Below are 21,787 nucleotides of genomic sequence, written 5' to 3'. Positions count from 1 at the left end.
CCGTCCGTCCGATCCATTCCTCTACAGTCCTCATGCGCGCCTCCCGCTGAACCACGGCATGAAGCGCTCGATGATCGACTTGCGTGTCGGGCGACTGTCGGAGGCGGTCTCGCGCTTCAGCTGGTCCAGCTTCTCGGCGACCTTCTCCCGATTGGCGAGGGTGCTGGCGCGAGCGTGGGGCTTTGATCGGAGGTATTCAGCTGCGGTTCTCATGGTTGCCACTCCCATTGATGCAGATATCCGACGAACTCGCCGGCGCCGTAGCGCTGCTGAAACCAGCGGAGCATCGCGGCGTAGTCGACGAACCCATCTAGGCGTGCGAACTCATCCCGGTCTCGGGGAAGACCTTCGACGTTCCCCAAGGTGACGCCACTGGTCCGGATGGCGACGTAGGTGACGCGAGTGCAGATCGGGTCGTCTTCCGTCAGCTTCCGGCAGTGCGGCGTGCGCTGGCCGGTGTAAAGCTGGATGCGGTCGCCGACATTGGCGCGGCGGGTATGGCGGATCGTCTGCCGCTTCTCCCGTCGCTCGACCGGGCCTGCAAACTCGGCTGCGAAGTTGAGCGCGACCATTATGCCGCCCTCCGATTTGCCAAGGTGAAGGGGAGAGGACCGGACAGAACCCACATGTGATACATGTCGGCTTCGTCGACGAGCTCGACCGCCGGCGGCATCACTTGGACGGCCGTCGCTTCCTTCCCGCATATTTCGTTTTTGATGCGCTGCATGTCGCGCCACGGCGGCTCAAGCTGTGAGGCGGTCCGGATGGCGAGGTGGATGACCTCGTTGCCCTGCTCATCGAGGAAGGGACGGAYAAGGACGACATAGAGGTTGTTGGCCCGCACCCTGCGGACTTCCCTGTTCCAACCTTTGCCGCCGGGGATACCGTCGGGCAGGTCGGTGATGCGCCAGAGGCCCCAGTCACCTTTCAGGCCTTTGCGTTCGAATGCGCGGGCGGCGCGGCGTTGCTGACGGGTGCTCATAGCGCGGACCTCGCTTCAGCAAGGCACTTTACCCAGATCGCCGGAGTAATCACGCTCATGTCGTTATCGCGGGACAACACTTCGAATATAGCGGCTTCATCGCAGTCCTCGTCGACCATCAACTCGATGATCTTCTCTTCGGCCTGGCTGTTGTCCCATTCGTCGCCTGCCAGCAGGTCGGTGATCGTGAGGCACTCCTCGCAGACGACTTCGCAACCGACCACGCGGGCGCCGTTGTCGGCGAAGCACTCGCTATCGCAGCGTTCGCAAAACGAACCGAAGCCTGCACTGATCCAGTGATGGCTCTTGATCTCCTCGACCTGAAGACCATCCATCTCGTGTGCGCGTTCGAGCGACAGGTAGGCGTCTTCGAGCGTGTATGGCTTGCCGTCGAGATCGAACTCTCGGCCATGATAGGCGAGCAGCTGCCTTGCGGCGTCATCCTTGGTCGGCGCATTGAAGGGATGCCAGTCAAACTCGCCGTCATGGCCACCGACCCAAATCGTGGTCGCGGGCTTCACCGCCTCGACGGCGGCGACCGGCGCAGCGGTAGCAGACGGGAGCGCCGGCGCAATAGCAAGCGCGGCACTGCTGACAAGGAAATTGCGGCGGCTGATCATCATGCATCACCTGCCTTTCCCTTCGCCATCAGCCGCTCAAGCGGCGACATGTGTTCTTCGACGGCCTTCGCCATCAGCCGCTCAAGCGGCGACATGTGTTCTTCGACGGCCTTCGCCTTCAGAGGCGGCAGGCCGAACTTCTCGAGATATTTTCGGGAGTGCTTGGCCCATACCTTCCGGCCCCAGCTCGTCGAGGCGAATTCCCACGGGCGAGCAGCGCGCAGCGCCTTCTTGCGGCTGGCGAGGTCGGCGTCGGCCGGGAGGTTCCGGTGAACCTCACCGACGACGTGAGAAGCGGTTTTCTGCCAGTCGATCATGATGCCAGCTCCGCATTGGCGAAGGCCAAGATCGCCGGGTGATAGGCAAGCTCTCTCAACTTCGCGCAGGTTTCGGGATTCTGAAGAACGACAGGGCCGGTATCGCCATCGATGTGGCCACGCTCCGGCGCTACCGCCATCGGCTCGACGAGCGAACGCAGGATCGGGAAGCGGATGAGGATTCCGCTTTCGACGGTCGTATAATAGCCGCCGCCCCTCATGACCTCGGCTTCGGCGTAGTCACCGGACCAAACGAGCGGATAGGCATAATTGGCGTTGTTCGGGCGCCAGAACGTCACGTATGGGCGCCAGCTCCACTCGGGGCGTAGATCGCAGATGAGGAAGGGGCCGATCATGCCGCTCTCCGCTTCAAATCTTCTGGATTGGTGAGGATGAGACCCTGCTCGGAGAAGTGCCGGTGGACGGCGTCGAGATAGGTCGTCTTCTGGCGGGTCGTCATGATCCGGGTCACCCCGAAATCAAACGGCACCATCATCAGCTTGAGCTTGTGCTCGTAGGGGAGCGGCATGATCACGGCGTCATATTCGGCCTTGAACACGTCGTTCTCGTTCCGGAGGATCGGCACGCCGAAATGAAGCTTGCAGTAGCCGCGCACCTCTTCCGGCGACTGGTCGCCGAGCTGCGCCGAGATTTCCAACACCCACTGGCGCTGAAGCCGGTTCTGGTCGCTGGTCCGGTGCTTGCCGTCGGTGATCGAGCAAGTGAAGGGCATCGTCTTGCCCATGATGTATTTCACCAGCATGTCGCGGGCTTGATCGGTGTCGACGATACGGTTGTTGGTGCCCACGCTAGCCTCCGTTCATCGGCGAAAGCTGTGCGAGGCGGCGCGTCTTGATCGCGAAGGCCGCATCGATCATGTCGGCATGGCCTTCCGTCTCAAGCACGGCGGGCGCGTCGAAGTCGTTCCAGATCTCTTCGACGTCGGCCTCGTCCTTCGCGCCGCCCAAAGCCGTTTCGATTTCATCGAGGAAATCGCCGAGAACAAACTCGCTCTCGCTGGCTGGCTGTTCAGTCACCGGATCGGCGTCGATCGTCTTGGCGGACGGCGGAGCAGGCGGCTTCGGAGGCTTGGGAGGAGTTGGCTTGCTCTCGACCGATTCAACCGGTGGGGTGATGTCGCGCATCGCTTCGGCTTCGGCGATCTCGCCCACTTCGAACTCGTCTCGGATACCGCCAAGAACGTCGCCGAAGAGTTCGCGAAGGCAGTAGCCAGCGGCGCGCCACGCAAGCATGCGCTGCGGGAAGCGATACCAGGGGCTGTCGTTCGGCTTCTCCTCGTTCTTCTTGTCCCACTTGTTCCACTTGATGACTGTGGCCTTCGTCTGCCACAGACCAGCGCGCTCGGCGTCGGATTGGGAGAACTCGACCCGCTTTTCTTCGCCGGTGTCGAGGCGCTTGGCCTCGCAGAAACCGACCATCTTGCCGTTGCGCTCTTCGCAGCCGGTCCGGAGATAGGCGACCTTGCCGGACATGCGCACGACGTTGATCAGGCCATCGCCATAGAGGGCGGGCCGGCCGTTGATCACGGTGAAGCTGCGAAGGCTGACCATAGGCTTAAGTCCAAGCTCGGCGCCGGACATGATAGCGACTGCAACTGCTGCCGCTGCTGGTTCGCCTTCTAGTTTGCCGATGAGCGCTGCCGGAGCGAGGCCAGAGGCGACCACGGCGCGACCGATGCGCATAGTCTCCTCGAATGTCTGCGGAACGATGGCGAGGACATTGCCGCCGCCTGAGAGGGTCGGGACATGACTGTTCATGCCTGCTCTCCTTCGGCTTCGGGCTGGACGACGCGAACAATCTTCTTCTGCGCCATCTCGGATTCGGCCTTGATCGCCACGACCTCGACCGTGGTTTCGCCACGCGCGGTCTCGACGACGACCTTGTCGCCGACATTGACGGTCAGTTCGGCCGGGATGAAGTAATCATAGGTTTTCTCGTCCTTCTGCCACTTGAACTTGATAGCGGCGACGAGGAGTGCGGTTGCTTCGGTCATTAGGCCGCCCTCTGCTCGCTGCGGATCGCCATGCCGGCCAGTTCGACGCCGGAACGCGCCGCACGGTTGGCAAGGGTCTCTACGACTTCCTTTATCTCTGCCCGGTCCTTCAGCGCCATGAGGAGCGCGTCGAAGTCGGTCACCTCGGCATAGACGAAGGTGCGGAGCGAGACTTTCGCGCCGGTCCGGCCTGCCGAAGCATTGCGTGCCTGAGCATCGCGCTCGGCTGCCGCTGCCTGTTGAGCTAGACGCTCGGCTTCGGCGATGGCGTTGTTCTGCGCAGCGATTGCCGCGGCGTCGTTGTCGTTCTTCGCCGCTGCTCTCTCGGCCGCGACACGAGCCGCATCGGCTTCGCGCTGGATGCGGTCGGCTTCTGCCCGCGCCGCAGCCTGGCGCTCGCGCTCTTTGCGCGCTTCCTCCTGCAGGAAGGCATCCATGTGCCGCTTCAGCTTCTTGCTGATCGCGTCCGGCTCATCCTTAAGGGTGCGCCACTTGTCGTCGACCGCTCGACCGGCGTCGAGGTGAGGCTGCTTCTCGACCTTGTGAAGGTCGGTTGCCTTCTTCGCGATCGTCGACAGGCGCTTAGACCAGATCGCGGCGCGATCGGCTTCCGCCTGCGTCGTGATCGGCTTCCTCATGAAGGCTTCGGCCTGTTCGCGCTCGGCGGCAAACTCGACCTGCAGGGCTTCGAACGGATCGGTCGGAAGGTTGTGACCGATGGCAGGAGTTTCCGGCTCGTCATCCCAGCCAGCGCCCTCGATCGCCTTGGTGTAGGCTTCATAGCTGATCGGGTTGCGGCAGCACCACGTCCAGACATCGGAAGCGTCAACCTGATGATCGCCGCGCATCGCATGCCACTTGCCATCCTCAAACCAGATGGCGACCGGCTCCCACGGCTTGTCCTTGAAGCGGGTGCGATAATAACCCTGCTGAGGATCGCCGTCGTGGATCGGGCCGATATTGCCGGCGAGGGCGTTCTGCCACCACGCCCAAACGTTCACTTCTGCCATGTGATTTGCTCCTGGTTGATAAGCGCGCTTGCCTTGAGGCTCTGCTCGGTCGGCGCGAAAGAGAGGACGGTGAGGACGCCGACGGCGGCCAGAGTGAGGATGAGGGTGATTGCCTTGCTGATCGCAGTGTGAAGGCGGGCGTATCCTTCGAGGACAGGCTCGGCGCGGCGGTTGATGTCGGCGAGGCGGCCTTGAATGTCGGTCATCAGCCCTCTCCCAAAAGCCAACCGTCATCGGTCGGGATGCCCATCGCCATGTCCAGGCTGGCGGCAATGGCGCGATCGGCGAATGACGGCTCTTTTTCCCGTAGATCTACCGACGACACTTCTTGGTAGATGACGGTGAGCCGACCCCTGTGGGCGTCACGGATGTGCATCCGGATTGCGTTGTCGCTTCCGAAAGACTGCTTGCAGGTGCCGCAAAGGTGAGGGAGCTGCTTGTTCTTGCTCCGGCTCATATCCGTGCTCCCTGAACGAGTGCGGACTGAAGGGCCGGAACCTCTCCGCGGAAATCAGCGGTGCGGCTCGGAAGCGCCTCGACGAGCGCGTCGAGCTGAAAGCAAATCTGCCGAAGCTGACGCTTCTCCTCTTCGGTCGGGCAGGCTTTGGCCGCGTCATAGGCCAGATTGTTCAAGGCACGGATTGCTTCTGGATAAGTCATGGCCGTTACTCCGCGGCGATCAATGTGATGGTGGGGGTGACGACCTGAGGGGTGCCGCCGCCGCGATGCGGGAACGAAACCAGTTCACCGCCGTGGGCCTCGACATCGTCGGCGGCCTCGTCGAGCTGATCGTTGTCGTACTTCAGCACGTAGCTGTCGCAGGGGTCGGATACCCATTCGAACGCGCCATTGCCGAAGTAGGCGAGGTAGCGGACTTCGTAGCCGAAGAGCTTTTCGATTGAGTGGGTCATCTCGTCCATCCTCGTCGCCTTGGCGTTTCGTTGATGGAGATACTATGCGATAATCGCACAACAAGCGCAAGGGAAAAGAGTGCTATAATCGCACAATTATTTTTTCGGGTCGCACATGAGAATCGATTCGACTCTCGATTGAGGTTCTGCTTTCATGGGAACGAAAGGAGAACGTTATGGGGTTAGCAGTGATGAAATCGCAGTCGCCGATGCGGCTGCACATCCGGTGCGAGAACTGCCTTCGGGAGAGTTCACAGGTTCTGGAGGTGCCTTCTGACACCTATGTTCCGAACGACATGTGCGACCTCGCGCAGGAAGGATATTTGGATCACGTCCAGTTCTTCTGCGCACACTGCGAAAGCTCGATCGGCAAGCTATTTGCGATCAGCGGTGGGAGCGTAGAATGAACAGAGAAGTGTTGAGCTTTATCATCGTGCCGCCGTTTGAGCGGCGGGCGGCCGTGGCGGCTGCGAAGGACCGGCTGGAAAATTATCTGTCTCACCGGTTCCCGGGCTACGACTTTAAAGTCGGTCCGTTCGCGCCGGTCGGAGACGACGAAGTATTCTGCGTCCTGCCGATCATGAATTTCGTGGGGGATGACGGCAAGAGCTACATGTGCGACCAGCCGGCACGCTGGCTCCTGCAGGATATAGCGAATGCTTGCAATGAGTTCGATCTTAAGGGCAGACGTAGCTTCGCAGCCTGAACCTTGCGTCATTGTAACGAAAGTTCATTTGATCTTAACGAAAACATTCCTATTTTGTTCTTGTGAGCAAGCGCTGGAATCGCCCCAAGTTGCCGAAAGGCGGCAGCACTCTGAGCAGTGTGGGACAGGGGCCCAGGGGCTCGCAGAAGAGGCCCGGCTAGTTCCGGGCCTTTTTCCTTTGGTCTATCACCCAATCGAGAAAAGACTTTTGCTCCTCGGTGAGCGGGCACTTCGAGTATGGCGGGATCGTTGTCAGGCCGCAGTTGAGCGTGTTGCCGTTATGCTTGATTAAGCGGGGAGCGAGTATCTTGGCATATCGATCTTCGCAGTTGCCGTAGCCATTCGGCTCAAGTGCTTTCCAAACGGCGCTGGTGAATAGGTCCGCGACCTGCAGACCGGCCCTCACTTTGTGGTTCTCGACGGCGATATTTGATGGATCGAGGACGGACCAATCGATCGATCGAACAGGCGTCATCTTCTCCTTCCCGTCGCGCATGAACGCAAGATACTCGCTCATCTTGTCGTAATCGGTACCCTTGCGCCTGGAGAAAACGACACGGAGGGATGCGTTCGCGCCTTCGGCAGCCGCCCGTTTCTTGCAAGCAGCCGTAACCCTCTCGAGCAGAAACCGAGTGAGGTAGTTGTAGAGGTGCTGGGGCCTTTTGAAGATCTCGAGTTCCTCAGCGTCGAGGATCGTCACCTTGCAGGATGAAATCACGCAGCCGCCTATCGGTTTTGTGGCGATCGTCGAACAGGCATGGACGCGTTGGTCGTGGTTTAGGTCGCGGAAATGAAGGTCGCGATTCTTGCGGTTGGCAAATTTGCTCATGACCTCGTCGCGCCAACTCGGAAGCAGCTTGTCGTTTGCCTCGTCGACGATAGCGGCGCCTATCGAAAACCAGTTCGACTGGCCGGACGTCTCGCCCCCAAGCTTTCCGAAACCTTCGTCGCCGGCTTCGTCCACATAGGCCACGAAACGTTTTACCGGAGCGCCCGACATTTAATTAGAAGCCTGGCATTGTATTGAGGACCATCCTCACGATCCCAATCACCTCGACGCTGACCCCGTCGTCAGCGTCAAACTGGCGCTCAACGACGATAGGCTTGTGCTTCGGGTTGCTCGATCGAGGATGAAACTCGGTCCTGTCCTCATAGATCTCGATCTGCTTTACTGACCATTCCCGCATATGGCCGCCGTCTCGCGTGCGCTGGACGACAACTACCATTCCATCGCGAAGCACGACACGGTGCGCGATGTCCTCATAAGCTGTTGCGACGATCGTATCGCCTGGCAGAATCGGCCGTGGCCGCAACTGGTTCATGCTGTCGCCTTCGACCTCGAATGTGAGCTGGCGGGCGTTGGGGAAGTTCTCGTCACGCGGAACAGTGATCTCCTCCGGCTCGGACTGGTCGAACTCATCCACCTCGCGGAAAAGACTCGCCGCGACGATGCCAACCTTTCTCGCCTGCACCCACTTTGCCTCTGACGGCGTTATCTCTTGGCTCCCTGGCGCGGCTTCTCCGAAATAGGACGCTGCGCCGGCAACCTCATGCGACTTGAGCTGCCGCTTGCCGCTGACGACCTTGTTGATGGCGGACGGGTGCAAACCTAGCGCCTTGGCAAGTCCTGTCTGGGACTTCCCCGGCTTCTCCAGATTATCGATCACCCATTTTTTGTATGGATCTTCAAGCATATGGCATTTTCGCATAGGGAAAATGCGTGGTCGCGTGCGATTGAAGCACAAAGCACTTGACGATGGCTGTGCGATTATCGCATAGTAACGGCATGGAACAGAGCGCACCCGAAAAGTTAGAGCCTGCCGCTTCGATCATTGATCGCTTTGGCGGACCCGAAGCCGTCCAGGAAATAACCGGCGCCGATCGGACGCGGGTGTATCGGTGGACGCAGCCGAGAGAGAAGGGAGGCACCGACGGCATTATCCCGTTGAAGCCAGCCCAGAAGCTTTGGGCATATGCGAAAGCTAACGGGATCGAGATACCTGGAGACATGTTCCTATCGACCAAGTCTGGCGCCGAGGTGGCAGCATGACGGCCGACAAACAACTCAAAGCCTATATCGACCGCGTCCTTCGCCTGAAGGAAGAGCAGGACACGATCGGCGACGATATCCGTGAAATCTATGCCGAGGCCAAGGCCGAAGGCTACGACAAGACCATCATGGGCAAGCTCGTCGCCCACCTGCGCAGGGAACTGAAGCAAGGTGCCGGCGCGGTTGCGGAAGCCGAAAGCATCTTCGACACGTACCTGCATGCATATCAGCGCGCATCTGGCACGCCAGTTGCTATCGCGCATACGCATGAGGAAAAGTTCGACGCCGAGACCGGCGAAATCCTCGAAGACATCAATCCACGCCTCGTCAAGCAGGTCGTCGACGGCATGCAGACCGAAGCCGGTCGCGCCGCGCTGATCGCTGCTGTCGATATCCTTATCGAGCAGGAAGAGGCGGAAGAAGAATTCCACACGAACCCCGAAGAGGAAGGCGAGGCCAAGGGCGCGTCTTCTGTTGAGGCGGAGGATCGGGCCGAAGGAGATGCAGACCGTCAGCGGTCTCCTGAGGCCGGAACGACTGACGGCGGGCGGCAGGGCGTCCGAGAGCAGGAAGCTTCGGCTCCTGTCCCTGCGTCCAATCCCGAGACGGTGGGCGGCTTTCCGGTTGCTGCAGCGCYGACCAGTGCGGAGGAAACCGGCGGCTACAGCAGCAAGGCCGCAAGAGTTGCAGTCGAGAACGTCGTCGATAAGAGCGTGACAGTTGTCGGTACCGAGAGCGGAACCGTCTCGAATGGAAGCCGGCCCGCGGATCCAGCGGTTTCCGGTGGCGAACCGGGCATACCAAGCTCCGATGATAGCGGCGAAAAAATGGAAACGGGCTCGAACCCCGTTCCAGGCCGGCGCGACGTCAAGTCGCTTCATAGCAACGCTGAATCGGAGCGAGCCACCAACACCAATTCCGAGATCGATCCGAGTGAGGATCGCGAAGAAGGCCACAGCCTCGACGGGAACGCCGACGCCAACGCAGGAGGCGGTCATGTAAACGCGCAGAGTGAAGCCGCACAGAGGGCAGGGGCTCTCGTCAAACCTGCTCCTGCCCACAAACCTCTTCGTCCACTCTGCCGGAACCCTGGCGAACACTGCGGCGGCTATGGAAGCACGCATTGTGCCTCCTGCATCCGTGCGTCCAAGCAGACTGAGGTGGCGGCATGAACTTCACCAACCACAAACAGCAACCCGGCCCATCCCGCTCCGAGCTGACGTCGATGATGATCGACTTCACGGCGAAGGGCGGCGAGGTCCGCACCTTCAAGCGGGGCCATAGCAGCGAATGGCTCTATCTGCGGGATCTGTTCAGGAGCTTCGGCTACGAGCTGAAGACGGACAAATCCTTCTACATCGTCAGGAAGATTGACGAGAACCGCAAGCCGAAGCGCCTCACCCGGGTGCAGGCTATCCGCGAGATCGATCGCGTTCTCGTCGCCCACGGCCATCAGCCATTTATGATTACCAAGCATGAGTTTCCGGAGGCGCGCAAATGACGCCGATCCTCCCGCCATCCTCAATAGACGCGATTGCCCAGCGCGCGATTGAACGCGGCGTCGGGCTCGATCGAAAGCAAATTTCAAGACCGGGAGCCAGATAGCCATGTGCAATTTCCGAGTTGGGCAGAAGGTGGTTTGCATCAGGGACGACTTCGCGAGGGATAGGTATGCCGGGGTTCGATATCCGGAACACGGCAAGGTCTACACTCTACGGACCGTTGAGTTCGACGACCGCTACCAGCTGACGTTCGTCAGGCTCGCGGAGATCTGCAACCCTGTTCTGATGTACCAAGGCGGAATGACTGAGGTGTCGTTCGACGCCGAAGCGTTCAGGCCCATCGTCGAGCGCAAGACGGATATCTCCATCTTCAAGGCCATGCTGACGCCGAAGACCGAGCAGGTGCCAGCATGAGCATCGTGGTTTTCGGCGCGATCTACCTCTTCGGCGTCTTCGCTCTCGCAAAGCACATCCACGAAAAGTCTCCTCTGGTCGATGAAAACGGCTCTCCGGTGGTTGTGCAATTCCGTCGGCGGCGGCCGGCAAACTCGAACTGACGGTCTCACCCCCTCGGATCGTCACGACTGGTCTCGGTCTTCACCTCCCAAGGCGCCGGGACCAGTCACCCTTATGCGGATCCTCTTATTCGCCAGGCGCAAAACGACAGCGTGAGTGGCTGAGACAAGGGGCTCCCAATTGTCAGGTGGCGACGGCGGATCGCCACCTGCAGCAGAGCCGGACGCGGCGGTTGTTTCGGCTCTGCGGAATGAAATGACGGTTTGCCCAGACGGCGGGCCGGCGACAGAGGGCGAAGGCCCGGCAAGGCTCTCTCCTCTGTCGTTTTCAGTATCGGTCCTGCGCATCGGCGTCTCCTTGGAACGAGACAGTGATCGCACAGGAGAAACAGGAAATGCCGGAAATCTCACCCGAAGATTCGGGAAAGCTAAAACAGGGCATCAGTAAAAAAATGAGTGACGTAGCAATAGCAAATTTCTTGGTCGAGGAGATCGGAGCGAGGCGCCACATCGGCGACATGCTCCGGACCGCCTGCCGCGAACTACGCGAGCGCTTTCCTCATCGCGAAGATCCAGAAAATCAATGGACTGAACGCCGCCTGCGGGGGTGGTGGAACAAAGAAAGCCGCATCGTGCAGCACTTCCAGATGGTGGAGCTCTACGAGACGGCAGAGGCACTGAGAAACGCGAGGGACACCCATGCCGAATACAAAGCCAAAACCGAGCGTCTTCGTCAGATGGCTCAGCTTCGATCGGCGGCACGCTCTGGCGATGTGGCTTCGAGATAAGGCTGCGGGCCTGGCGGAATGGGTTTGCCCGGAGCTGAAAGAGGAGGACGGCAAGTGAACGCGTATGCTGACTTTCTCAAGAACAAGATCCGTCTCGCCCCGGTATCCGGCCTTCGGGTCGACCCGGTCGACGTGAACCCGATCCTCAAACCTCATCAGCGCGACATGGTGGTTTGGGCGGTTCGCGGTGGCAAGCGCGCGATCTTCGCAGCTTTCGGCCTCGGCAAGTCTGTGATCCAGATCGAAATCCTGCGGCTGATTACAAAGATCGCCGGCGGCCGCGCGCTGATCGTCCTTCCGCTCGGCGTCCGGCAGGAGTTCCGCCGAGACGGCCAGATGCTCGGCGTCGATATCAAGTTTATCCGTCGCATCGAAGAAGCCGGCGAAACTGGCATTTACATGACGAACTACGAGACCGTGCGTGACGGCAAGCTTGACCCGAACGCCTTTGACGCCGTGTCGCTCGACGAGGCTTCGGTGCTCCGCTCCTACGGCTCGAAGACTTATCAGACATTCCTTTCGCTGTTCGATGGCGTGCGGTACCGGTTTGTAGCTACGGCCACGCCAAGCCCGAACCGATACAAAGAGCTGATCCACTATGCCGGGTTTCTCGGCATCATGGACACCGGCCAGGCCCTGACCCGCTTTTTCCAGCGCGACAGCACTCAGGCGAACAATCTCACGCTCTATCCTCACAAGGAGCGCGAGTTCTGGCTTTGGCTGAATTCGTGGGCGATCTTCCTTCAGCGGCCGTCGGACCTCGGCTATTCGGACGAGGGCTATGATCTGCCGCCCTTCGCCGTGACCTATCACGAAGTTCAGTCGAACATTGCCGATGGCGGCGTCGATCGCGACGGGCAATCGGCGTTGTTCCGAGATACGGCCATCGGCGTCGTCTCTGCCTCGCGGGAGAAGCGCGACACACTAGACGCTCGTATCGCCAAGATGAGCGAGATCCTCGCCGACGCGCCGGACGATCATTTCATCATCTGGCATGATCTGGAGGATGAGCGCCGTGCGATTGAGAGGGCGGTACCAGGATCGGTGTCGATCTATGGAAGCCAGGACCTTGAGCAGCGGGAACAAGCCATCGTCGATTTCAGCGACGGCAAATTCCAATACCTCGCCGCAAAGCCTGTCATCGCCGGCTCCGGCTGCAACTTTCAGCGCCATTGCCACAAGGCGATCTTTCTAGGCATCGGCTTCAAATTCAACGACTTCATCCAGGCCCTGCACCGCATCTACCGCTTCCTGCAGACGAGCCAGGTCGAAATTCACATCATCTACGCCGAGAGCGAGCGCGAAGTGCTGCGGACTCTGCAGGGCAAGTGGGAGGCGCATAATCGCATGGTCGAAAAAATGAGCGAGATCATTCGCGAGCATGGGCTCGACAAGCTGTCGGCTGCTGAGGTCCTGACGCGCTCGATTGGTGTTGAACGCATCGAGGCGAAAGGCGAGGGTTGGTTGGTCGCGAATAACGATTGCGTCGAAGAGGCGCGCTCCATGGCCGACAATTCGGTCGACCTGATCGTCACCTCTATCCCTTTCTCCAACCATTACGAATACACTCCGAGCTACAACGACTTCGGCCACACCGACAGCGATGATCATTTCTTCCAGCAGATGGATTTCCTCACGCCCGAGTTGCTCAGGATCCTGAAGCCCGGCCGGGTTTATGCCTGCCACACCAAAGACCGCATCATGTTCGGCAACGTCACCGGCATGGGCATGCCGACCGTCAATCCATTCCACATGAAGACCGCCATGAATGCGATCTCCCACGGCTTCGCCTACATGGGGATGATCACGATCAACACCGATGTCGTGCGGGAGAACAACCAGACCTATCGCCTCGGCTGGACGGAGAATTGCAAAGACGGCACGAAGATGGGCGTAGGCTCGCCGGAATATGTCCTGCTGTTCCGCAAGCTGCCGACCGACCGCTCGAAAGCTTATGCAGACGATCGGGTTTCCAAGGATAAGGAAGATTACACCCGGGCTCGCTGGCAGGTAGACGCGCACGCCTTCTGGCGATCGTCAGGCGACCGGCTGCTCACGCCTGATGAGCTGGCGGCCATGGGCCCAGATATGCTCGCAAAGGCGTTCACCGATTGGACCCTGAAGAACGTCTATGACTACGAGACGCATATTCGGATCGGCGAGGCGCTCGAAGTCCGCGGCGCGCTGCCTTCCACCTTCATGAGCTTGGCGCCAGGCGCTCATGATGACTTCACTTGGCATGATGTGAACCGCATGCGGACCTTGAACGGCGATCAAACCAAGAAGGGGCTCGAGAATCATATCTGCCCGCTTCAGTTCGATATCGTTGATCGTCTCATCAAGCGGTTTTCGAATGAAGGCGATCTCGTCTTTGATCCGTTCGGCGGCCTTTTCACCGTTCCGTACCGAGCCCTTAGGCTCGGCCGCCGCGGTAGAGCCTCGGAATTGAACCCTGGCTACTTCCTCGACGGCATCAAGTACCTGCAGGCGATGGAGCGCGAAATCTCCACGCCAACCATGTTCGACATCTTCGAGCGCCAGGAGGCGGCCGCATGAAGTCCAGGGATGCTCAAGGCCCATCAACGCCTGAGGATGCCGGCTTCCTCAGCCGCGCGAATGAAGGCGAGCTGTGCTTTTTCTCTGGCGACCTTCCCATCGATCGAGGCCAGACAGGCTCGCCGAGCAGCGGAAAAGGACTTGCCTCCTTTTGTGGGCCAAGAGGTCATCAGGCACGCCATGGCATCCCGCGTGCTGCCGATGCTCCGGAAATGATCGGAGTTGTCGATCATCAATTCAATTGGCTTGTCCCACAGATCGTCGCTCATGTTGTCACCTCAGGAGTGTTCACCGCGGATGAAATTCGCAGCCTGCCCACTCGTTCCGGCTATCGGACTGAGGTCCCTGGTGCGTATGCGACTAAAGGCCGGGGTGCGCGCCTATGACCTTCCTCGAAGCCTACGAGATTTGCGGCCCTGACGTCGAGCGCATTGCGCTCCTCCTCTGCGTCACCCCACCAGAAGCCGATCGCCTCATCAACGCACTCATGGAGCGCCGGTACCAGAAGCGCGTCCAGTATCGCCGGAGGCCGGCATGAACGAGCGCATGTCAGCCAAGCAGTACCGAGAGCAGTTCGTCGAGCCCAAGGCGGTTTCGTCCGCCCGCATCCTCATCACCGATATGCCGCCGTCCGCCAACGGCCTTCGAAAGTCCTTTATCAAGGAAGGCAAGGTTATCAGCGTCAAAAGCGATGGCTATACCGACTGGCGCAAGGCCGCTGTTGCGGAGATCGCGTCCCAGGCCGTCGGCAAGATCGATGGTCCCTATCACCTCTCGATCGTGGCACAGCGCCATTGGCGTTCGAAGCGCGCCCGCGACATCGACAACATTATCAAGCCAATTTCTGACGCCTTGGTGAAGGCCGGGGTCGTGCAGGACGACAGCTTGGCAGAAAGCGTAATGGCTCGGTGGATTGACGAGCTGCCCGGTCATGCCGTCGTCATCGATGTGGAGGCCTGCCTATGAAGTGGACCGGACCAGAAAGCCAATGGTCGGGCGGTCTCGCTCATTGGGTCGAAGGCGATCGCGCGTACATTTCCTGCGCCTTCACCTTCAAGCTTCCTGAGGCGCGGCAGTGGGCGATCTATTACAGCCGCACCGGCAAGAAGGTATTTGCCGGCGGCCCCGCCCTCGCGCACCTGAAGACACAGAAGTACATGGAAGATGTTGCCTGGGTGCCGCGTGGCGCCGGCAATCCCGGCCGATACGACGGCGCCCTGCAAAAGCACAATCCGGCCGCGACGATCGCTAGTCGTGGGTGCTCTGAAAAGTGCTCGTTCTGCATCGTGCCATTTATGGAAGGCGCTTTCACCCAGGTGCCAGACTTCCTTGTCCTGCCGGTGCTCTGCGACAATAACCTGTCCGGCCTACCTGACGACTATCAGGATCACATCGTCAGCCGCTACCAGGCGGAAGGCGTGCCGCTCCTAGACGCCAACAGCGGTTTCGAGCCTCGCACCTTCAACGCCAAGGTTTTCGAGCGCTGGTGCGCGATCAATCGGGGTGTATGGCGTCTTGCCTATGACGATCTGGTAGAACGCGATTTCATCCGCGAGGCGATGGCGATCCTGCGCAGCGCCGGTGTCCCGCCTCGGAAGATCCAGATTTACACGCTGCTCGGCAATGAGCCCTACGAGGCCTGCATGCAGCGCGTTCGCGAAGTTATCGAGTGGGGCGGAGAACCCTTCTGCCAGCCGCTCATGAAACTGATCGCACTCACGCGAGATCCGCACGTCAAGCACGACTGGACCGCCAAGAAGCTCCGCGCCGTCGCCCGCTGGGCCAACAACCGGATGTGGCGATCGGTAGCGCCTCGCTTCGAAGACTATGACCCGTCCGTCCGGCGCGTTCCCCGCGCCCGTTATGATGCAGCACAGGGATTGTTTGTATGAGCGAACGTCCCTTCATGCAGCTTTATGTGTCCGACTTCATAGGAGACACGCTGTCGCTCTCCACCGAGCAGATTGGCGCTTACATGCTGCTTCTCATGGCAATGTGGAACGCAGGGGGGCGTCTGCCAGCTGACGAAGCCAAGTTAGCACGCGTCGCCCGCATGTCGGTCAAGAAGTGGAAAGCGGTCTCAGATGACTTGATGGCCTTCTTCGAGGTCGACGGTGAGTTTGTCCGCCACAACCGTCTGACAAAAGAGCTCCTCAAAAGCGAAAGTAAATCTCATTCGAGAGCCGCCGCAGGGGCCGAAGGTGGTCGCGCTAAGGCATTGAAAGATCAGGAGGCGCGCATGGCGAATGCTATGCGTTCGCCACAGCATCTTCCAGAGACCATAACCAGAGTTCCTTCGGAAGACGCGAGCGCGCCTGAGACCAATCTTCAATTCGAAGAATTTTGGGAAGCCTACCCCAACAAGATCGGCAAGCCTTCGGCGGAGAAAGCCTTCTCCCAAGCCATCAAGCGCGCCAGCCTCGACGAGATGATGGCCGGCGTCCGTGCGTATGCCGCCAAGACCGACGACCGCCAGTGGTGCTCACCCGTGAAGTGGCTTTCCGACGACCGCTGGAAGGACCAGCCCGCAAAGCCGCCTGACAAGCTGCCTCCAAAGCCAAACGGCATCGCTCACCTGCAAACCACGCAGTCGCGAGCCGAATACCTAGCCCAGGAAATCGAGCGTTCGAACCGGAGTTTCAGATGATCGTCACAGCCAGACAGTTCACCAGCGCAGCCGAGATGCGAGCCCACTATGCGGCGGTGCATGAGCGCTGCTTCAATCCGGTGGTCGTTCCGCCAGAGCCCGTCGTCATTGAAGCGGCGGCAAGGTTCGTCACCAAGAAGGTTCCTCTGTGGCTGGTGAAGGATATCCATTTCGATGCGCACCTCGTCGAATGGCGAGACCGCGTCGGGAACCGGCCTCTCGCCTACCTCAAGGACCGGTGCATTGAACTTGATGTTCTCTATCGCGACATGATCGGACCTGACAGGCGCCGCCCGACCGTCGAGGTGAGGCAGCAATTGATCTGGGAGCTGCACCACAAGTTCGGCATGAGCTTCCCGGCTCTCGGTCGCCTGTTCGGAGGCCGTGACCATACAACGATGCTGCATTCTGTCCGCAGGGTCGAAGCGAAGCGAGGTGTGGCATGAATCGATATAGCGCATATCCTCGCCGCATCCCCGGTGGCTTCGGCTACTGGGCCATGATCCGGCTTTGCCGCGATAGCCAGCCGTCGCCGGTCATGGACACGGGAGACAGGCCGAAGGTGTTCAGCAGCAAAGGCGAGGCTGCAGAGGAGTGCCTCAAGCACATGGTGGCGTTCATGAACGGAAGGGAAATACGGGGCGAGAAGTTCGAGGGCATGGACAAGCCCGCGACAGCAGCGCGCGCCAGGGCTGAGAAGCTGTTTATCGGCGGCGGCCGGACGGTTCAGGTGGAACGGGTATAGGCGAGGGAACGGAAATGGCGGAACCGAAGAAAGTGCGCAAGCGGTCGGCGCGGACCTTCAAAGGACTGACGGCGGCCAATGTAGACGAGTTCACCGGACTCGGCAGTCAGCATGCGAAGGTGAAGCTGATCGAGATCGATAACCCACACTACAGCAAGGCCCACGCTGGATCGCCCGGCAATCCCAAGACCGTCACAGCCGCGATGAACCTACGGGAAAGCCCCATCGCCATGATGGCGGCCAAGGGACATCTTGAGCCGCACCAGGTCGAGGCTGCCATCAAGTTCCGTCGCCTGTGGGAATCGCTGGGCGGGTCTGGTGCTGGATCGTTCGATTATTCCCGCGAGCCTGTCGACGGCGGAGGTGCGCGCGAGCCGATCACCGATCGCCAGATTGATGCAGGGTTCAAGCTTCAGGAGTGCCGGGAACTGCTCGGCCGCCGGCACTATGACGTCGTCAGCAGGGTTGCCGGGGAGGGATGCACCATCGCCGAGCTAGGTACATCGAAGCGTGCTCGGCACACCCTTGCCGACTACCTTCGCGATGCCCTGGACGATCTGGCTGTGCATTGGGGCTTCCAAAAGCGAAAAACACCGTAAAATTCGCCATCTGTAGTGTTGCCAAGGTAAACCTTGCACGGTATCTAGTGATTAGTGTGGTGATTTGCGCAAGACGCTCACCAAATCAGGCTGCCTCCGGGCGGCCTTTTTTATTTCCGTGTCGGATTATCATTTGCAGCCCCGTTTTCTTGGGCTTTGACGTGTTCGACAAGGGTCTGCTCAATGTAGGTCGTGAGCGGCACAGGGATGTATTCCGCATCAGGGAAGACCGCGGCGAGTTGGACGATTACCATCCGCGCTGCTTGCAAATGAACTTCCCTAACCTGGGACCGGCCGTTTTCGAGATCTTCGTAGGTTCTAAGCGCAACGCCCATCGCCTTCGCAAAAGCGGATTGAGACAATCGGGCTTGGGCCCGCAGTCGAGACAAGGGATTTTCCTCAGACATTGAAGGTCTCCTGAAGGTTTGCTACATTTCTGGGAACCGGAGAGGTTGCAGCCCCTCCGGCCCCCAGTTACCGGCCTATGGAGATCGTTACTCTCCACTTGCCGAACCGGACTTGAAGGGTGAGCTTGACGCTCATGGTGGCCTCCAGTCCTCCCGAAGCGGGATTGCTTCGGTAAGATTGTTATCCCACGGAAACCGTGGTGACGCAATAGCAAAACCACGCAAATCGTGGGAAAATTTAAAGCCGTCTGGAGTGATCCGGGCGGCTTTCGATTCCTGAGATCGGACGGCTTCCCGTTGAAACAATACGGTCTGGCGAAGCACAGTCTGATGGCCAAAGGGATGGCCGTGACCAGCGGGAACCCTGCGGCCCACCAATTGGTACGCTTCAGCCCGCCCGGTTCGCTGAGGCGGGTGTAAACATGAACGGAAAGTTCACATAACGTTCATCCCCATAAGAGCATGGTCGCCAACATTGGAAATCGAAAGGCGTAACCATGAATAGTTTTTCTCGCATCGGCACTGCTATAGTTGCAGCAGTTATCGCAGCATCGAGCGTCGGCATGGCCTCGGCCGCCCCGCTTGTCGGGCAGCATCCACAGATGACGTCGGGCGTGGAATTGGCCCAGTACCGTGAAGATCGCCGTCCTGACTGGCGTCGCGACCGGCACCACCCGGACCGCTACGAACGTCGTCACGACCGCCGCGGCTACTGGAACGGTCATCGCGGTTACCGGGACTACCGCAAGGGTTATCGTCGCCACAGCGACGGCTACTACTACCCGCGGTCTGTGTTCCAGCTCTACATCCGCTAAGCGGTTTTAGCTTCCTTCGACAACCCCGTCAGAAATGGCGGGGTTTCTTCGTTCCCGAGGCCGGCGGTATGGCGCTGTCTATCGCCTGACATTCGAAAAAGTCAGCCAGTAATCGAGGAGGGAAACGTCATGTCGACCCGGAAGCGGGGGCTCCTCATTCTGGCGGTCGTTGTAGCTGTTTCCTGCATGGCTGCGGGATTCCTCACAGCCTGCCAATCGTATTAGCCGCCAGGCGAGGGGATAGGGGGCTCTCTAAAAGCCGGCCTTGGAATCCCCGAAACGGCAGACGACGTGAATATCGTAGCGATGGAATGAACCCTGCAAGAAGCTGGTCACCACGCGAATGTGTTCGATGTGAAGAAGGCCGCCTGTCTTTCCATAGTCGTCGGTGTTCAGGATAAGCTCGTTGCCGACATCGATGCCGGGGAGCGCCACATCACTCTTGATCTCGGCAATAATGAGTTCGGTCGTCTCATAAAACATATAGTTGAACGTCGGCACAACGATGCTCCTAAGGTTAGCCCATGCCCGCACTGAGTGAAAAACAGAAGCGGTTCGTCGCAGAGTATCTGATCGACCTCAACGCAACGCAAGCTGCAATCAGGGCGGGCTACAGCGCCAAGACGGCGCAACAGCAAGGCAGCCGCCTGTTGTTAAATGTTGTGGTGCAGGAAGAGGTCTCAAGGCAGCAGGCCAAGGTCGCTGAACGGCTCGAAATCACCAAAGAGCGTATCGTCGACGAGCTGGCAAAGATCGGCTTCGCCAACATGCTCGACTACATGCGAGCTGGTCCCGATGGCGACCCATATCTCAACTTCTCCGGATTGACGCGCGACCAGGCCGCGGCGCTTTCGGAGGTGACCGTCGAGGACTTCAAGGATGGCAGAGGCGAAGACGCCCGCGACGTCCGTCGGGTGAAGTTCAAGCTGCACGACAAGAAGGGCGCCCTGGTCGATCTCGCTAAGATGCTCGGCTTCATTGTCGAGAAGCACGAGCACACAGGTAAAGACGGCGCACCGATACAGACCGAGACGAGAACATGGCGGGAAGTGCTGCGCAGCGAAAAGAGCTAGACGCCACCACCCATCTCACCAATCCCGCCCTGCACGACTTTTGGGAGCAAGTTTTCCTCGGGCAGGCGGACATCGCGGTTCTTCACGGCGGTCGCTCAAGCTCAAAAACGAGGGACACGGCTTGCCAGTTGGTGCGCCTGGTCGACCACGTCGGCGTCAGGATGCGCGTTCTCTGCATCCGCCGCTTTCAGAACCGTATTCAGGATTCGGTCTATACCGAACTGAAGTGGGCGATCGCTCACCTTGGGCTTGAAGCCGCCTACGACGTCCAGAAGACGACGATCATCCACCGCCGGACCGGCGCGGAGTTCATCTTCTACGGCATCGAGCGAAACCTCGAAGACATCAAGGGCACGTCCGATGTCGATATCCTCTGGGTCGAGGAAGCGGAGAAGCTGACCGAGGATCAATGGACGGTCATCGGCCCGACGATCCGCAAGGAAGACAGCCTGGCGATCCTGCTGTTCAACCCGAAGCTGGTCACGGATTATGTTTGGAAGAACTTCGTGGTGAGCCCACCGCCTCACTGCGTAGTGCATAAGATCAACTACACAGAAAACCCGTTCCTATCGACGAAGGCATTGCGCGATATCGCAGCAATGCAGGAACGAAATCCGGAACTGTTCGAGCATATCTACGGTGGCGTGCCGCTCGGCGATAGCGAGCTTTCGATCTTCAAGCGGAAATGGCTCGAAGCCTGCGTCGACGCCCACAAGGTGCTCAAGCTCTCGCTGACTGGCCGGAATATCATCGGCTTCGACCCAGCGGACGACGGCGAGGACAAGAGCGCGACGGCCGACAAGATCGGCGGCATCTTCATGGATGCTGAAGACTGGTCATCCGGCAAGGACGAGCTCGTCCAGAACGCCAAGCGCGTTTGGGCAAAGGCCAAACACGCTGGAGCGACAGTCTCTTACGACACGATCGGCGTCGGCGCTTTCGTCGGTGGCTACATCGATGAGCAGAACAAGATCGAGGGATCGAAGGTAAAGCACTATGCATTCCATGCCGGCGGCGCGGTTATGGATGGCGACAAGCCAAGCGATCCGTTCAACAAAAATAGTCCTCTCAACAAGGACGAATATCTGAACCTCAAGGCGCAAGCGTGGGCCAACACTGCACGCCGCGCCATGCTCACCTTCAACGCGGTGACGCGAGGTCAGTCGATCAAGCCGGAAGATGTCCTATCGTTCTCGTCGGCGATCAGCCCCAAGAAGCTGGACGCACTGTTCACCGAGCTTTGCGTTCCCTGGTGGGTCGAAACAGAGGGCAAGAAGCGCGTCGTGCCGAAGCTGAAGCTCAAAAAGGACCTCGGCGTGAAGTCGCACAATCTGGCTGACGCTGTGATCGCCGCCGACAAYGTCCACATCACCGGCTCGACCTACACTCTCTCGAATATTGGATGACCGATGGCCTGTGGACCTTGTGAAAAGCGCCGGCAGATGATCGCCGAGGCTCGGAAGCAGTCCGGGGCAAAGGGCGTTCTGAAGGTGCTGCCAAAGGTCGCCCGTGACGTCGTGAAGAACCCGC

Annotated in this window: 37 protein-coding genes; 18 read left to right on the top strand and 19 right to left on the bottom strand. The window is 59.6% G+C overall.

Going from position 1 to position 21,787, the window contains the following annotated elements; genetic code table 11:
• Positions 1-30: 30 nt before the first annotated feature.
• The 14 genes from AC1DTN_RS22005 to AC1DTN_RS21940 are packed head-to-tail and all read right to left on the bottom strand — an operon-like array spanning position 31 to position 5,863.
• Entirely contained in the window at positions 31-213 is a 183-nt protein-coding gene (locus AC1DTN_RS22005) for a hypothetical protein (RefSeq protein ID WP_477922606.1), read from the bottom strand.
• The gene (locus tag AC1DTN_RS22000; protein WP_477922604.1) at positions 210-572 is read right to left on the bottom strand and encodes a hypothetical protein; all 363 of its coding nucleotides are present in this window, start codon (positions 570-572) and stop codon (positions 210-212) included. The genes AC1DTN_RS22005 and AC1DTN_RS22000 overlap by 4 nt, the downstream gene beginning before the upstream one ends.
• On the bottom strand, positions 572-982 hold the full coding sequence (locus AC1DTN_RS21995) for a DUF7694 domain-containing protein (protein ID WP_477922602.1): 411 nt from the start codon (positions 980-982) through the stop codon (positions 572-574). Before AC1DTN_RS21995 ends, AC1DTN_RS22000 begins: the two co-directional genes overlap by 1 nt.
• Positions 979-1,605, bottom strand: coding sequence for a hypothetical protein (locus AC1DTN_RS21990; protein WP_477922600.1), 627 nt, complete (start codon positions 1,603-1,605; stop codon positions 979-981). The genes AC1DTN_RS21995 and AC1DTN_RS21990 overlap by 4 nt, the downstream gene beginning before the upstream one ends.
• Positions 1,602-1,919, bottom strand: coding sequence for a hypothetical protein (locus AC1DTN_RS21985; protein WP_477922598.1), 318 nt, complete (start codon positions 1,917-1,919; stop codon positions 1,602-1,604). Before AC1DTN_RS21985 ends, AC1DTN_RS21990 begins: the two co-directional genes overlap by 4 nt.
• Positions 1,916-2,275, bottom strand: a complete 360-nt coding sequence (locus AC1DTN_RS21980; RefSeq protein WP_477922596.1) for a hypothetical protein — start codon at positions 2,273-2,275, stop codon at positions 1,916-1,918. Before AC1DTN_RS21980 ends, AC1DTN_RS21985 begins: the two co-directional genes overlap by 4 nt.
• On the bottom strand, positions 2,272-2,727 hold the full coding sequence (locus tag AC1DTN_RS21975) for a hypothetical protein (RefSeq protein ID WP_113206788.1): 456 nt from the start codon (positions 2,725-2,727) through the stop codon (positions 2,272-2,274). The genes AC1DTN_RS21980 and AC1DTN_RS21975 overlap by 4 nt, the downstream gene beginning before the upstream one ends.
• 1 nt (position 2,728) lies before the next feature.
• Complete coding sequence (locus tag AC1DTN_RS21970; RefSeq protein WP_477922594.1) at positions 2,729-3,697, bottom strand: recombinase family protein; 969 nt, start codon at positions 3,695-3,697, stop codon at positions 2,729-2,731.
• On the bottom strand, positions 3,694-3,933 hold the full coding sequence (locus tag AC1DTN_RS21965; protein WP_477922593.1) for a primosomal protein N' family DNA-binding protein: 240 nt from the start codon (positions 3,931-3,933) through the stop codon (positions 3,694-3,696). Before AC1DTN_RS21965 ends, AC1DTN_RS21970 begins: the two co-directional genes overlap by 4 nt.
• Entirely contained in the window at positions 3,933-4,943 is a 1,011-nt protein-coding gene (locus AC1DTN_RS21960) for a hypothetical protein (protein WP_477922592.1), read from the bottom strand. Before AC1DTN_RS21960 ends, AC1DTN_RS21965 begins: the two co-directional genes overlap by 1 nt.
• Positions 4,931-5,149, bottom strand: coding sequence for a hypothetical protein (locus AC1DTN_RS21955; RefSeq protein ID WP_477922591.1), 219 nt, complete (start codon positions 5,147-5,149; stop codon positions 4,931-4,933). Before AC1DTN_RS21955 ends, AC1DTN_RS21960 begins: the two co-directional genes overlap by 13 nt.
• Complete coding sequence (locus tag AC1DTN_RS21950; protein WP_477922590.1) at positions 5,149-5,400, bottom strand: hypothetical protein; 252 nt, start codon at positions 5,398-5,400, stop codon at positions 5,149-5,151. Before AC1DTN_RS21950 ends, AC1DTN_RS21955 begins: the two co-directional genes overlap by 1 nt.
• Positions 5,397-5,603 carry a hypothetical protein gene (locus AC1DTN_RS21945; protein WP_442206316.1) on the bottom strand — a complete coding sequence of 69 codons (207 nt, stop codon included), beginning with the start codon at positions 5,601-5,603 and terminating at the stop codon, positions 5,397-5,399. The genes AC1DTN_RS21950 and AC1DTN_RS21945 overlap by 4 nt, the downstream gene beginning before the upstream one ends.
• 5 nt (positions 5,604-5,608) lie before the next feature.
• The gene (locus AC1DTN_RS21940) at positions 5,609-5,863 is read right to left on the bottom strand and encodes a hypothetical protein (protein WP_477922589.1); all 255 of its coding nucleotides are present in this window, start codon (positions 5,861-5,863) and stop codon (positions 5,609-5,611) included.
• Between the two features lie 167 nt (positions 5,864-6,030).
• Between AC1DTN_RS21940 and AC1DTN_RS21935 the strand changes: the two genes are divergently transcribed.
• Together AC1DTN_RS21935 and AC1DTN_RS21930 are read left to right on the top strand one after the other, a co-directional pair.
• The gene (locus tag AC1DTN_RS21935; protein WP_477922587.1) at positions 6,031-6,261 is read left to right on the top strand and encodes a hypothetical protein; all 231 of its coding nucleotides are present in this window, start codon (positions 6,031-6,033) and stop codon (positions 6,259-6,261) included.
• Entirely contained in the window at positions 6,258-6,560 is a 303-nt protein-coding gene (locus AC1DTN_RS21930) for a hypothetical protein (protein ID WP_477922585.1), read from the top strand. Before AC1DTN_RS21935 ends, AC1DTN_RS21930 begins: the two co-directional genes overlap by 4 nt.
• Before the next feature lie 157 nt (positions 6,561-6,717).
• On the opposite strand, the gene AC1DTN_RS21925 is transcribed toward AC1DTN_RS21930, so the two are convergent.
• Positions 6,718-7,524, bottom strand: coding sequence for a DUF3800 domain-containing protein (locus AC1DTN_RS21925; RefSeq protein ID WP_477922584.1), 807 nt, complete (start codon positions 7,522-7,524; stop codon positions 6,718-6,720).
• A gap of 40 nt (positions 7,525-7,564) precedes the next feature.
• Positions 7,565-8,254, bottom strand: a complete 690-nt coding sequence (locus AC1DTN_RS21920) for a LexA family protein (RefSeq protein WP_477922583.1) — start codon at positions 8,252-8,254, stop codon at positions 7,565-7,567.
• A 352-nt stretch (positions 8,255-8,606) separates the two neighbouring features.
• Between AC1DTN_RS21920 and AC1DTN_RS21915 the strand changes: the two genes are divergently transcribed.
• The 6 genes from AC1DTN_RS21915 to AC1DTN_RS21890 all read left to right on the top strand — a co-directional run bounded on the left by AC1DTN_RS21915 (position 8,607) and on the right by AC1DTN_RS21890 (position 13,971).
• Positions 8,607-9,782, top strand: coding sequence for a DUF2312 domain-containing protein (locus tag AC1DTN_RS21915; protein WP_477922582.1), 1,176 nt, complete (start codon positions 8,607-8,609; stop codon positions 9,780-9,782).
• Positions 9,779-10,111: a hypothetical protein gene (locus AC1DTN_RS21910; RefSeq protein WP_477922581.1), complete on the top strand. Its 333-nt coding sequence runs from the start codon at positions 9,779-9,781 to the stop codon at positions 10,109-10,111. The genes AC1DTN_RS21915 and AC1DTN_RS21910 overlap by 4 nt, the downstream gene beginning before the upstream one ends.
• Before the next feature lie 106 nt (positions 10,112-10,217).
• Positions 10,218-10,526: a hypothetical protein gene (locus AC1DTN_RS21905; RefSeq protein WP_477922580.1), complete on the top strand. Its 309-nt coding sequence runs from the start codon at positions 10,218-10,220 to the stop codon at positions 10,524-10,526.
• Positions 10,523-10,669 (top strand): hypothetical protein, encoded by a 147-nt coding sequence (locus tag AC1DTN_RS21900; RefSeq protein ID WP_477922579.1) that lies wholly within the window; start codon positions 10,523-10,525, stop codon positions 10,667-10,669. Before AC1DTN_RS21905 ends, AC1DTN_RS21900 begins: the two co-directional genes overlap by 4 nt.
• A 329-nt stretch (positions 10,670-10,998) precedes the next feature.
• Entirely contained in the window at positions 10,999-11,415 is a 417-nt protein-coding gene (locus AC1DTN_RS21895; RefSeq protein WP_477922578.1) for a hypothetical protein, read from the top strand.
• Between the two features lie 54 nt (positions 11,416-11,469).
• Complete coding sequence (locus AC1DTN_RS21890) at positions 11,470-13,971, top strand: DNA methyltransferase (RefSeq protein ID WP_477922577.1); 2,502 nt, start codon at positions 11,470-11,472, stop codon at positions 13,969-13,971.
• Positions 13,972-13,994: 23 nt separating this feature from the next.
• On the opposite strand, the gene AC1DTN_RS21885 is transcribed toward AC1DTN_RS21890, so the two are convergent.
• Positions 13,995-14,240 carry a DUF982 domain-containing protein gene (locus AC1DTN_RS21885; RefSeq protein WP_477922576.1) on the bottom strand — a complete coding sequence of 82 codons (246 nt, stop codon included), beginning with the start codon at positions 14,238-14,240 and terminating at the stop codon, positions 13,995-13,997.
• 113 nt (positions 14,241-14,353) lie between these two features.
• Here AC1DTN_RS21885 and AC1DTN_RS21880 point away from each other — a divergent pair, with 113 nt between their 5' ends.
• From AC1DTN_RS21880 to AC1DTN_RS21850, 7 genes are read left to right on the top strand one after another with little or no spacing between them, the layout of a single operon-like run.
• Entirely contained in the window at positions 14,354-14,509 is a 156-nt protein-coding gene (locus AC1DTN_RS21880) for a hypothetical protein (RefSeq protein WP_477922575.1), read from the top strand.
• The gene (locus tag AC1DTN_RS21875) at positions 14,506-14,937 is read left to right on the top strand and encodes a RusA family crossover junction endodeoxyribonuclease (RefSeq protein WP_477922574.1); all 432 of its coding nucleotides are present in this window, start codon (positions 14,506-14,508) and stop codon (positions 14,935-14,937) included. The genes AC1DTN_RS21880 and AC1DTN_RS21875 overlap by 4 nt, the downstream gene beginning before the upstream one ends.
• A complete protein-coding gene (locus AC1DTN_RS21870; RefSeq protein ID WP_477922573.1) occupies positions 14,934-15,863 on the top strand; it encodes a hypothetical protein in 930 nt (309 codons plus the stop codon). Before AC1DTN_RS21875 ends, AC1DTN_RS21870 begins: the two co-directional genes overlap by 4 nt.
• Complete coding sequence (locus AC1DTN_RS21865) at positions 15,860-16,618, top strand: YdaU family protein (RefSeq protein ID WP_477922572.1); 759 nt, start codon at positions 15,860-15,862, stop codon at positions 16,616-16,618. Before AC1DTN_RS21870 ends, AC1DTN_RS21865 begins: the two co-directional genes overlap by 4 nt.
• Positions 16,615-17,064, top strand: a complete 450-nt coding sequence (locus AC1DTN_RS21860) for a helix-turn-helix domain-containing protein (RefSeq protein ID WP_477922571.1) — start codon at positions 16,615-16,617, stop codon at positions 17,062-17,064. The genes AC1DTN_RS21865 and AC1DTN_RS21860 overlap by 4 nt, the downstream gene beginning before the upstream one ends.
• Positions 17,061-17,363 carry a hypothetical protein gene (locus AC1DTN_RS21855; protein WP_477922570.1) on the top strand — a complete coding sequence of 101 codons (303 nt, stop codon included), beginning with the start codon at positions 17,061-17,063 and terminating at the stop codon, positions 17,361-17,363. The genes AC1DTN_RS21860 and AC1DTN_RS21855 overlap by 4 nt, the downstream gene beginning before the upstream one ends.
• 14 nt (positions 17,364-17,377) lie before the next feature.
• Positions 17,378-17,962, top strand: a complete 585-nt coding sequence (locus AC1DTN_RS21850) for a hypothetical protein (protein WP_477922569.1) — start codon at positions 17,378-17,380, stop codon at positions 17,960-17,962.
• A gap of 110 nt (positions 17,963-18,072) precedes the next feature.
• On the opposite strand, the gene AC1DTN_RS21845 is transcribed toward AC1DTN_RS21850, so the two are convergent.
• The gene (locus AC1DTN_RS21845) at positions 18,073-18,369 is read right to left on the bottom strand and encodes a helix-turn-helix domain-containing protein (RefSeq protein ID WP_477922567.1); all 297 of its coding nucleotides are present in this window, start codon (positions 18,367-18,369) and stop codon (positions 18,073-18,075) included.
• A 497-nt stretch (positions 18,370-18,866) separates the two neighbouring features.
• Here AC1DTN_RS21845 and AC1DTN_RS21840 point away from each other — a divergent pair, with 497 nt between their 5' ends.
• Positions 18,867-19,184 carry a hypothetical protein gene (locus AC1DTN_RS21840; RefSeq protein ID WP_477922566.1) on the top strand — a complete coding sequence of 106 codons (318 nt, stop codon included), beginning with the start codon at positions 18,867-18,869 and terminating at the stop codon, positions 19,182-19,184.
• A 252-nt stretch (positions 19,185-19,436) separates the two neighbouring features.
• Here the strand turns inward: AC1DTN_RS21840 and AC1DTN_RS21835 are convergent, their stop codons facing one another.
• A complete protein-coding gene (locus AC1DTN_RS21835; RefSeq protein ID WP_477922564.1) occupies positions 19,437-19,685 on the bottom strand; it encodes a hypothetical protein in 249 nt (82 codons plus the stop codon).
• A gap of 23 nt (positions 19,686-19,708) precedes the next feature.
• On the opposite strand from AC1DTN_RS21835, the gene AC1DTN_RS21830 reads away from it, so the two are divergent.
• Together AC1DTN_RS21830 and AC1DTN_RS21825 are read left to right on the top strand one after the other, a co-directional pair.
• A complete protein-coding gene (locus tag AC1DTN_RS21830) occupies positions 19,709-20,257 on the top strand; it encodes a terminase small subunit (protein ID WP_477922562.1) in 549 nt (182 codons plus the stop codon).
• A complete protein-coding gene (locus AC1DTN_RS21825) occupies positions 20,224-21,663 on the top strand; it encodes a PBSX family phage terminase large subunit (protein WP_477922561.1) in 1,440 nt (479 codons plus the stop codon). Before AC1DTN_RS21830 ends, AC1DTN_RS21825 begins: the two co-directional genes overlap by 34 nt.
• The last annotated feature ends 124 nt before the right edge of the window (positions 21,664-21,787 follow it).

The organism is Rhizobium sp. 01T444 (assembly GCF_056398305.1).
This window is presented reverse-complemented; position numbering and strand designations above follow the sequence as displayed.

Excerpts from the sequence above, each read along its gene's own strand:
- AC1DTN_RS22005 (WP_477922606.1), bottom strand. The coding sequence starts at position 213 with ATGAGAACCGCAGCTGAATACCTCCGATCAAAGCCCCACGCTCGCGCC.
- AC1DTN_RS22000 (WP_477922604.1), bottom strand. The coding sequence starts at position 572 with ATGGTCGCGCTCAACTTCGCAGCCGAGTTTGCAGGCCCGGTCGAGCGA.
- AC1DTN_RS21990 (WP_477922600.1), bottom strand. The coding sequence starts at position 1,605 with ATGATGATCAGCCGCCGCAATTTCCTTGTCAGCAGTGCCGCGCTTGCT.
- AC1DTN_RS21985 (WP_477922598.1), bottom strand. The coding sequence starts at position 1,919 with ATGATCGACTGGCAGAAAACCGCTTCTCACGTCGTCGGTGAGGTTCAC.
- AC1DTN_RS21980 (WP_477922596.1), bottom strand. The coding sequence starts at position 2,275 with ATGATCGGCCCCTTCCTCATCTGCGATCTACGCCCCGAGTGGAGCTGG.
- AC1DTN_RS21970 (WP_477922594.1), bottom strand. The coding sequence starts at position 3,697 with ATGAACAGTCATGTCCCGACCCTCTCAGGCGGCGGCAATGTCCTCGCC.
- AC1DTN_RS21965 (WP_477922593.1), bottom strand. The coding sequence starts at position 3,933 with ATGACCGAAGCAACCGCACTCCTCGTCGCCGCTATCAAGTTCAAGTGG.
- AC1DTN_RS21960 (WP_477922592.1), bottom strand. The coding sequence starts at position 4,943 with ATGGCAGAAGTGAACGTTTGGGCGTGGTGGCAGAACGCCCTCGCCGGC.
- AC1DTN_RS21955 (WP_477922591.1), bottom strand. The coding sequence starts at position 5,149 with ATGACCGACATTCAAGGCCGCCTCGCCGACATCAACCGCCGCGCCGAG.
- AC1DTN_RS21950 (WP_477922590.1), bottom strand. The coding sequence starts at position 5,400 with ATGAGCCGGAGCAAGAACAAGCAGCTCCCTCACCTTTGCGGCACCTGC.
- AC1DTN_RS21945 (WP_442206316.1), bottom strand. The coding sequence starts at position 5,603 with ATGACTTATCCAGAAGCAATCCGTGCCTTGAACAATCTGGCCTATGAC.
- AC1DTN_RS21940 (WP_477922589.1), bottom strand. The coding sequence starts at position 5,863 with ATGGACGAGATGACCCACTCAATCGAAAAGCTCTTCGGCTACGAAGTC.
- AC1DTN_RS21935 (WP_477922587.1), top strand. The coding sequence starts at position 6,031 with ATGGGGTTAGCAGTGATGAAATCGCAGTCGCCGATGCGGCTGCACATC.
- AC1DTN_RS21930 (WP_477922585.1), top strand. The coding sequence starts at position 6,258 with ATGAACAGAGAAGTGTTGAGCTTTATCATCGTGCCGCCGTTTGAGCGG.
- AC1DTN_RS21920 (WP_477922583.1), bottom strand. The coding sequence starts at position 8,254 with ATGCTTGAAGATCCATACAAAAAATGGGTGATCGATAATCTGGAGAAG.
- AC1DTN_RS21910 (WP_477922581.1), top strand. The coding sequence starts at position 9,779 with ATGAACTTCACCAACCACAAACAGCAACCCGGCCCATCCCGCTCCGAG.
- AC1DTN_RS21905 (WP_477922580.1), top strand. The coding sequence starts at position 10,218 with ATGTGCAATTTCCGAGTTGGGCAGAAGGTGGTTTGCATCAGGGACGAC.
- AC1DTN_RS21900 (WP_477922579.1), top strand. The coding sequence starts at position 10,523 with ATGAGCATCGTGGTTTTCGGCGCGATCTACCTCTTCGGCGTCTTCGCT.
- AC1DTN_RS21885 (WP_477922576.1), bottom strand. The coding sequence starts at position 14,240 with ATGAGCGACGATCTGTGGGACAAGCCAATTGAATTGATGATCGACAAC.
- AC1DTN_RS21880 (WP_477922575.1), top strand. The coding sequence starts at position 14,354 with ATGACCTTCCTCGAAGCCTACGAGATTTGCGGCCCTGACGTCGAGCGC.
- AC1DTN_RS21875 (WP_477922574.1), top strand. The coding sequence starts at position 14,506 with ATGAACGAGCGCATGTCAGCCAAGCAGTACCGAGAGCAGTTCGTCGAG.
- AC1DTN_RS21870 (WP_477922573.1), top strand. The coding sequence starts at position 14,934 with ATGAAGTGGACCGGACCAGAAAGCCAATGGTCGGGCGGTCTCGCTCAT.
- AC1DTN_RS21865 (WP_477922572.1), top strand. The coding sequence starts at position 15,860 with ATGAGCGAACGTCCCTTCATGCAGCTTTATGTGTCCGACTTCATAGGA.
- AC1DTN_RS21860 (WP_477922571.1), top strand. The coding sequence starts at position 16,615 with ATGATCGTCACAGCCAGACAGTTCACCAGCGCAGCCGAGATGCGAGCC.
- AC1DTN_RS21855 (WP_477922570.1), top strand. The coding sequence starts at position 17,061 with ATGAATCGATATAGCGCATATCCTCGCCGCATCCCCGGTGGCTTCGGC.
- AC1DTN_RS21850 (WP_477922569.1), top strand. The coding sequence starts at position 17,378 with ATGGCGGAACCGAAGAAAGTGCGCAAGCGGTCGGCGCGGACCTTCAAA.
- AC1DTN_RS21845 (WP_477922567.1), bottom strand. The coding sequence starts at position 18,369 with ATGTCTGAGGAAAATCCCTTGTCTCGACTGCGGGCCCAAGCCCGATTG.
- AC1DTN_RS21840 (WP_477922566.1), top strand. The coding sequence starts at position 18,867 with ATGAATAGTTTTTCTCGCATCGGCACTGCTATAGTTGCAGCAGTTATC.
- AC1DTN_RS21830 (WP_477922562.1), top strand. The coding sequence starts at position 19,709 with ATGCCCGCACTGAGTGAAAAACAGAAGCGGTTCGTCGCAGAGTATCTG.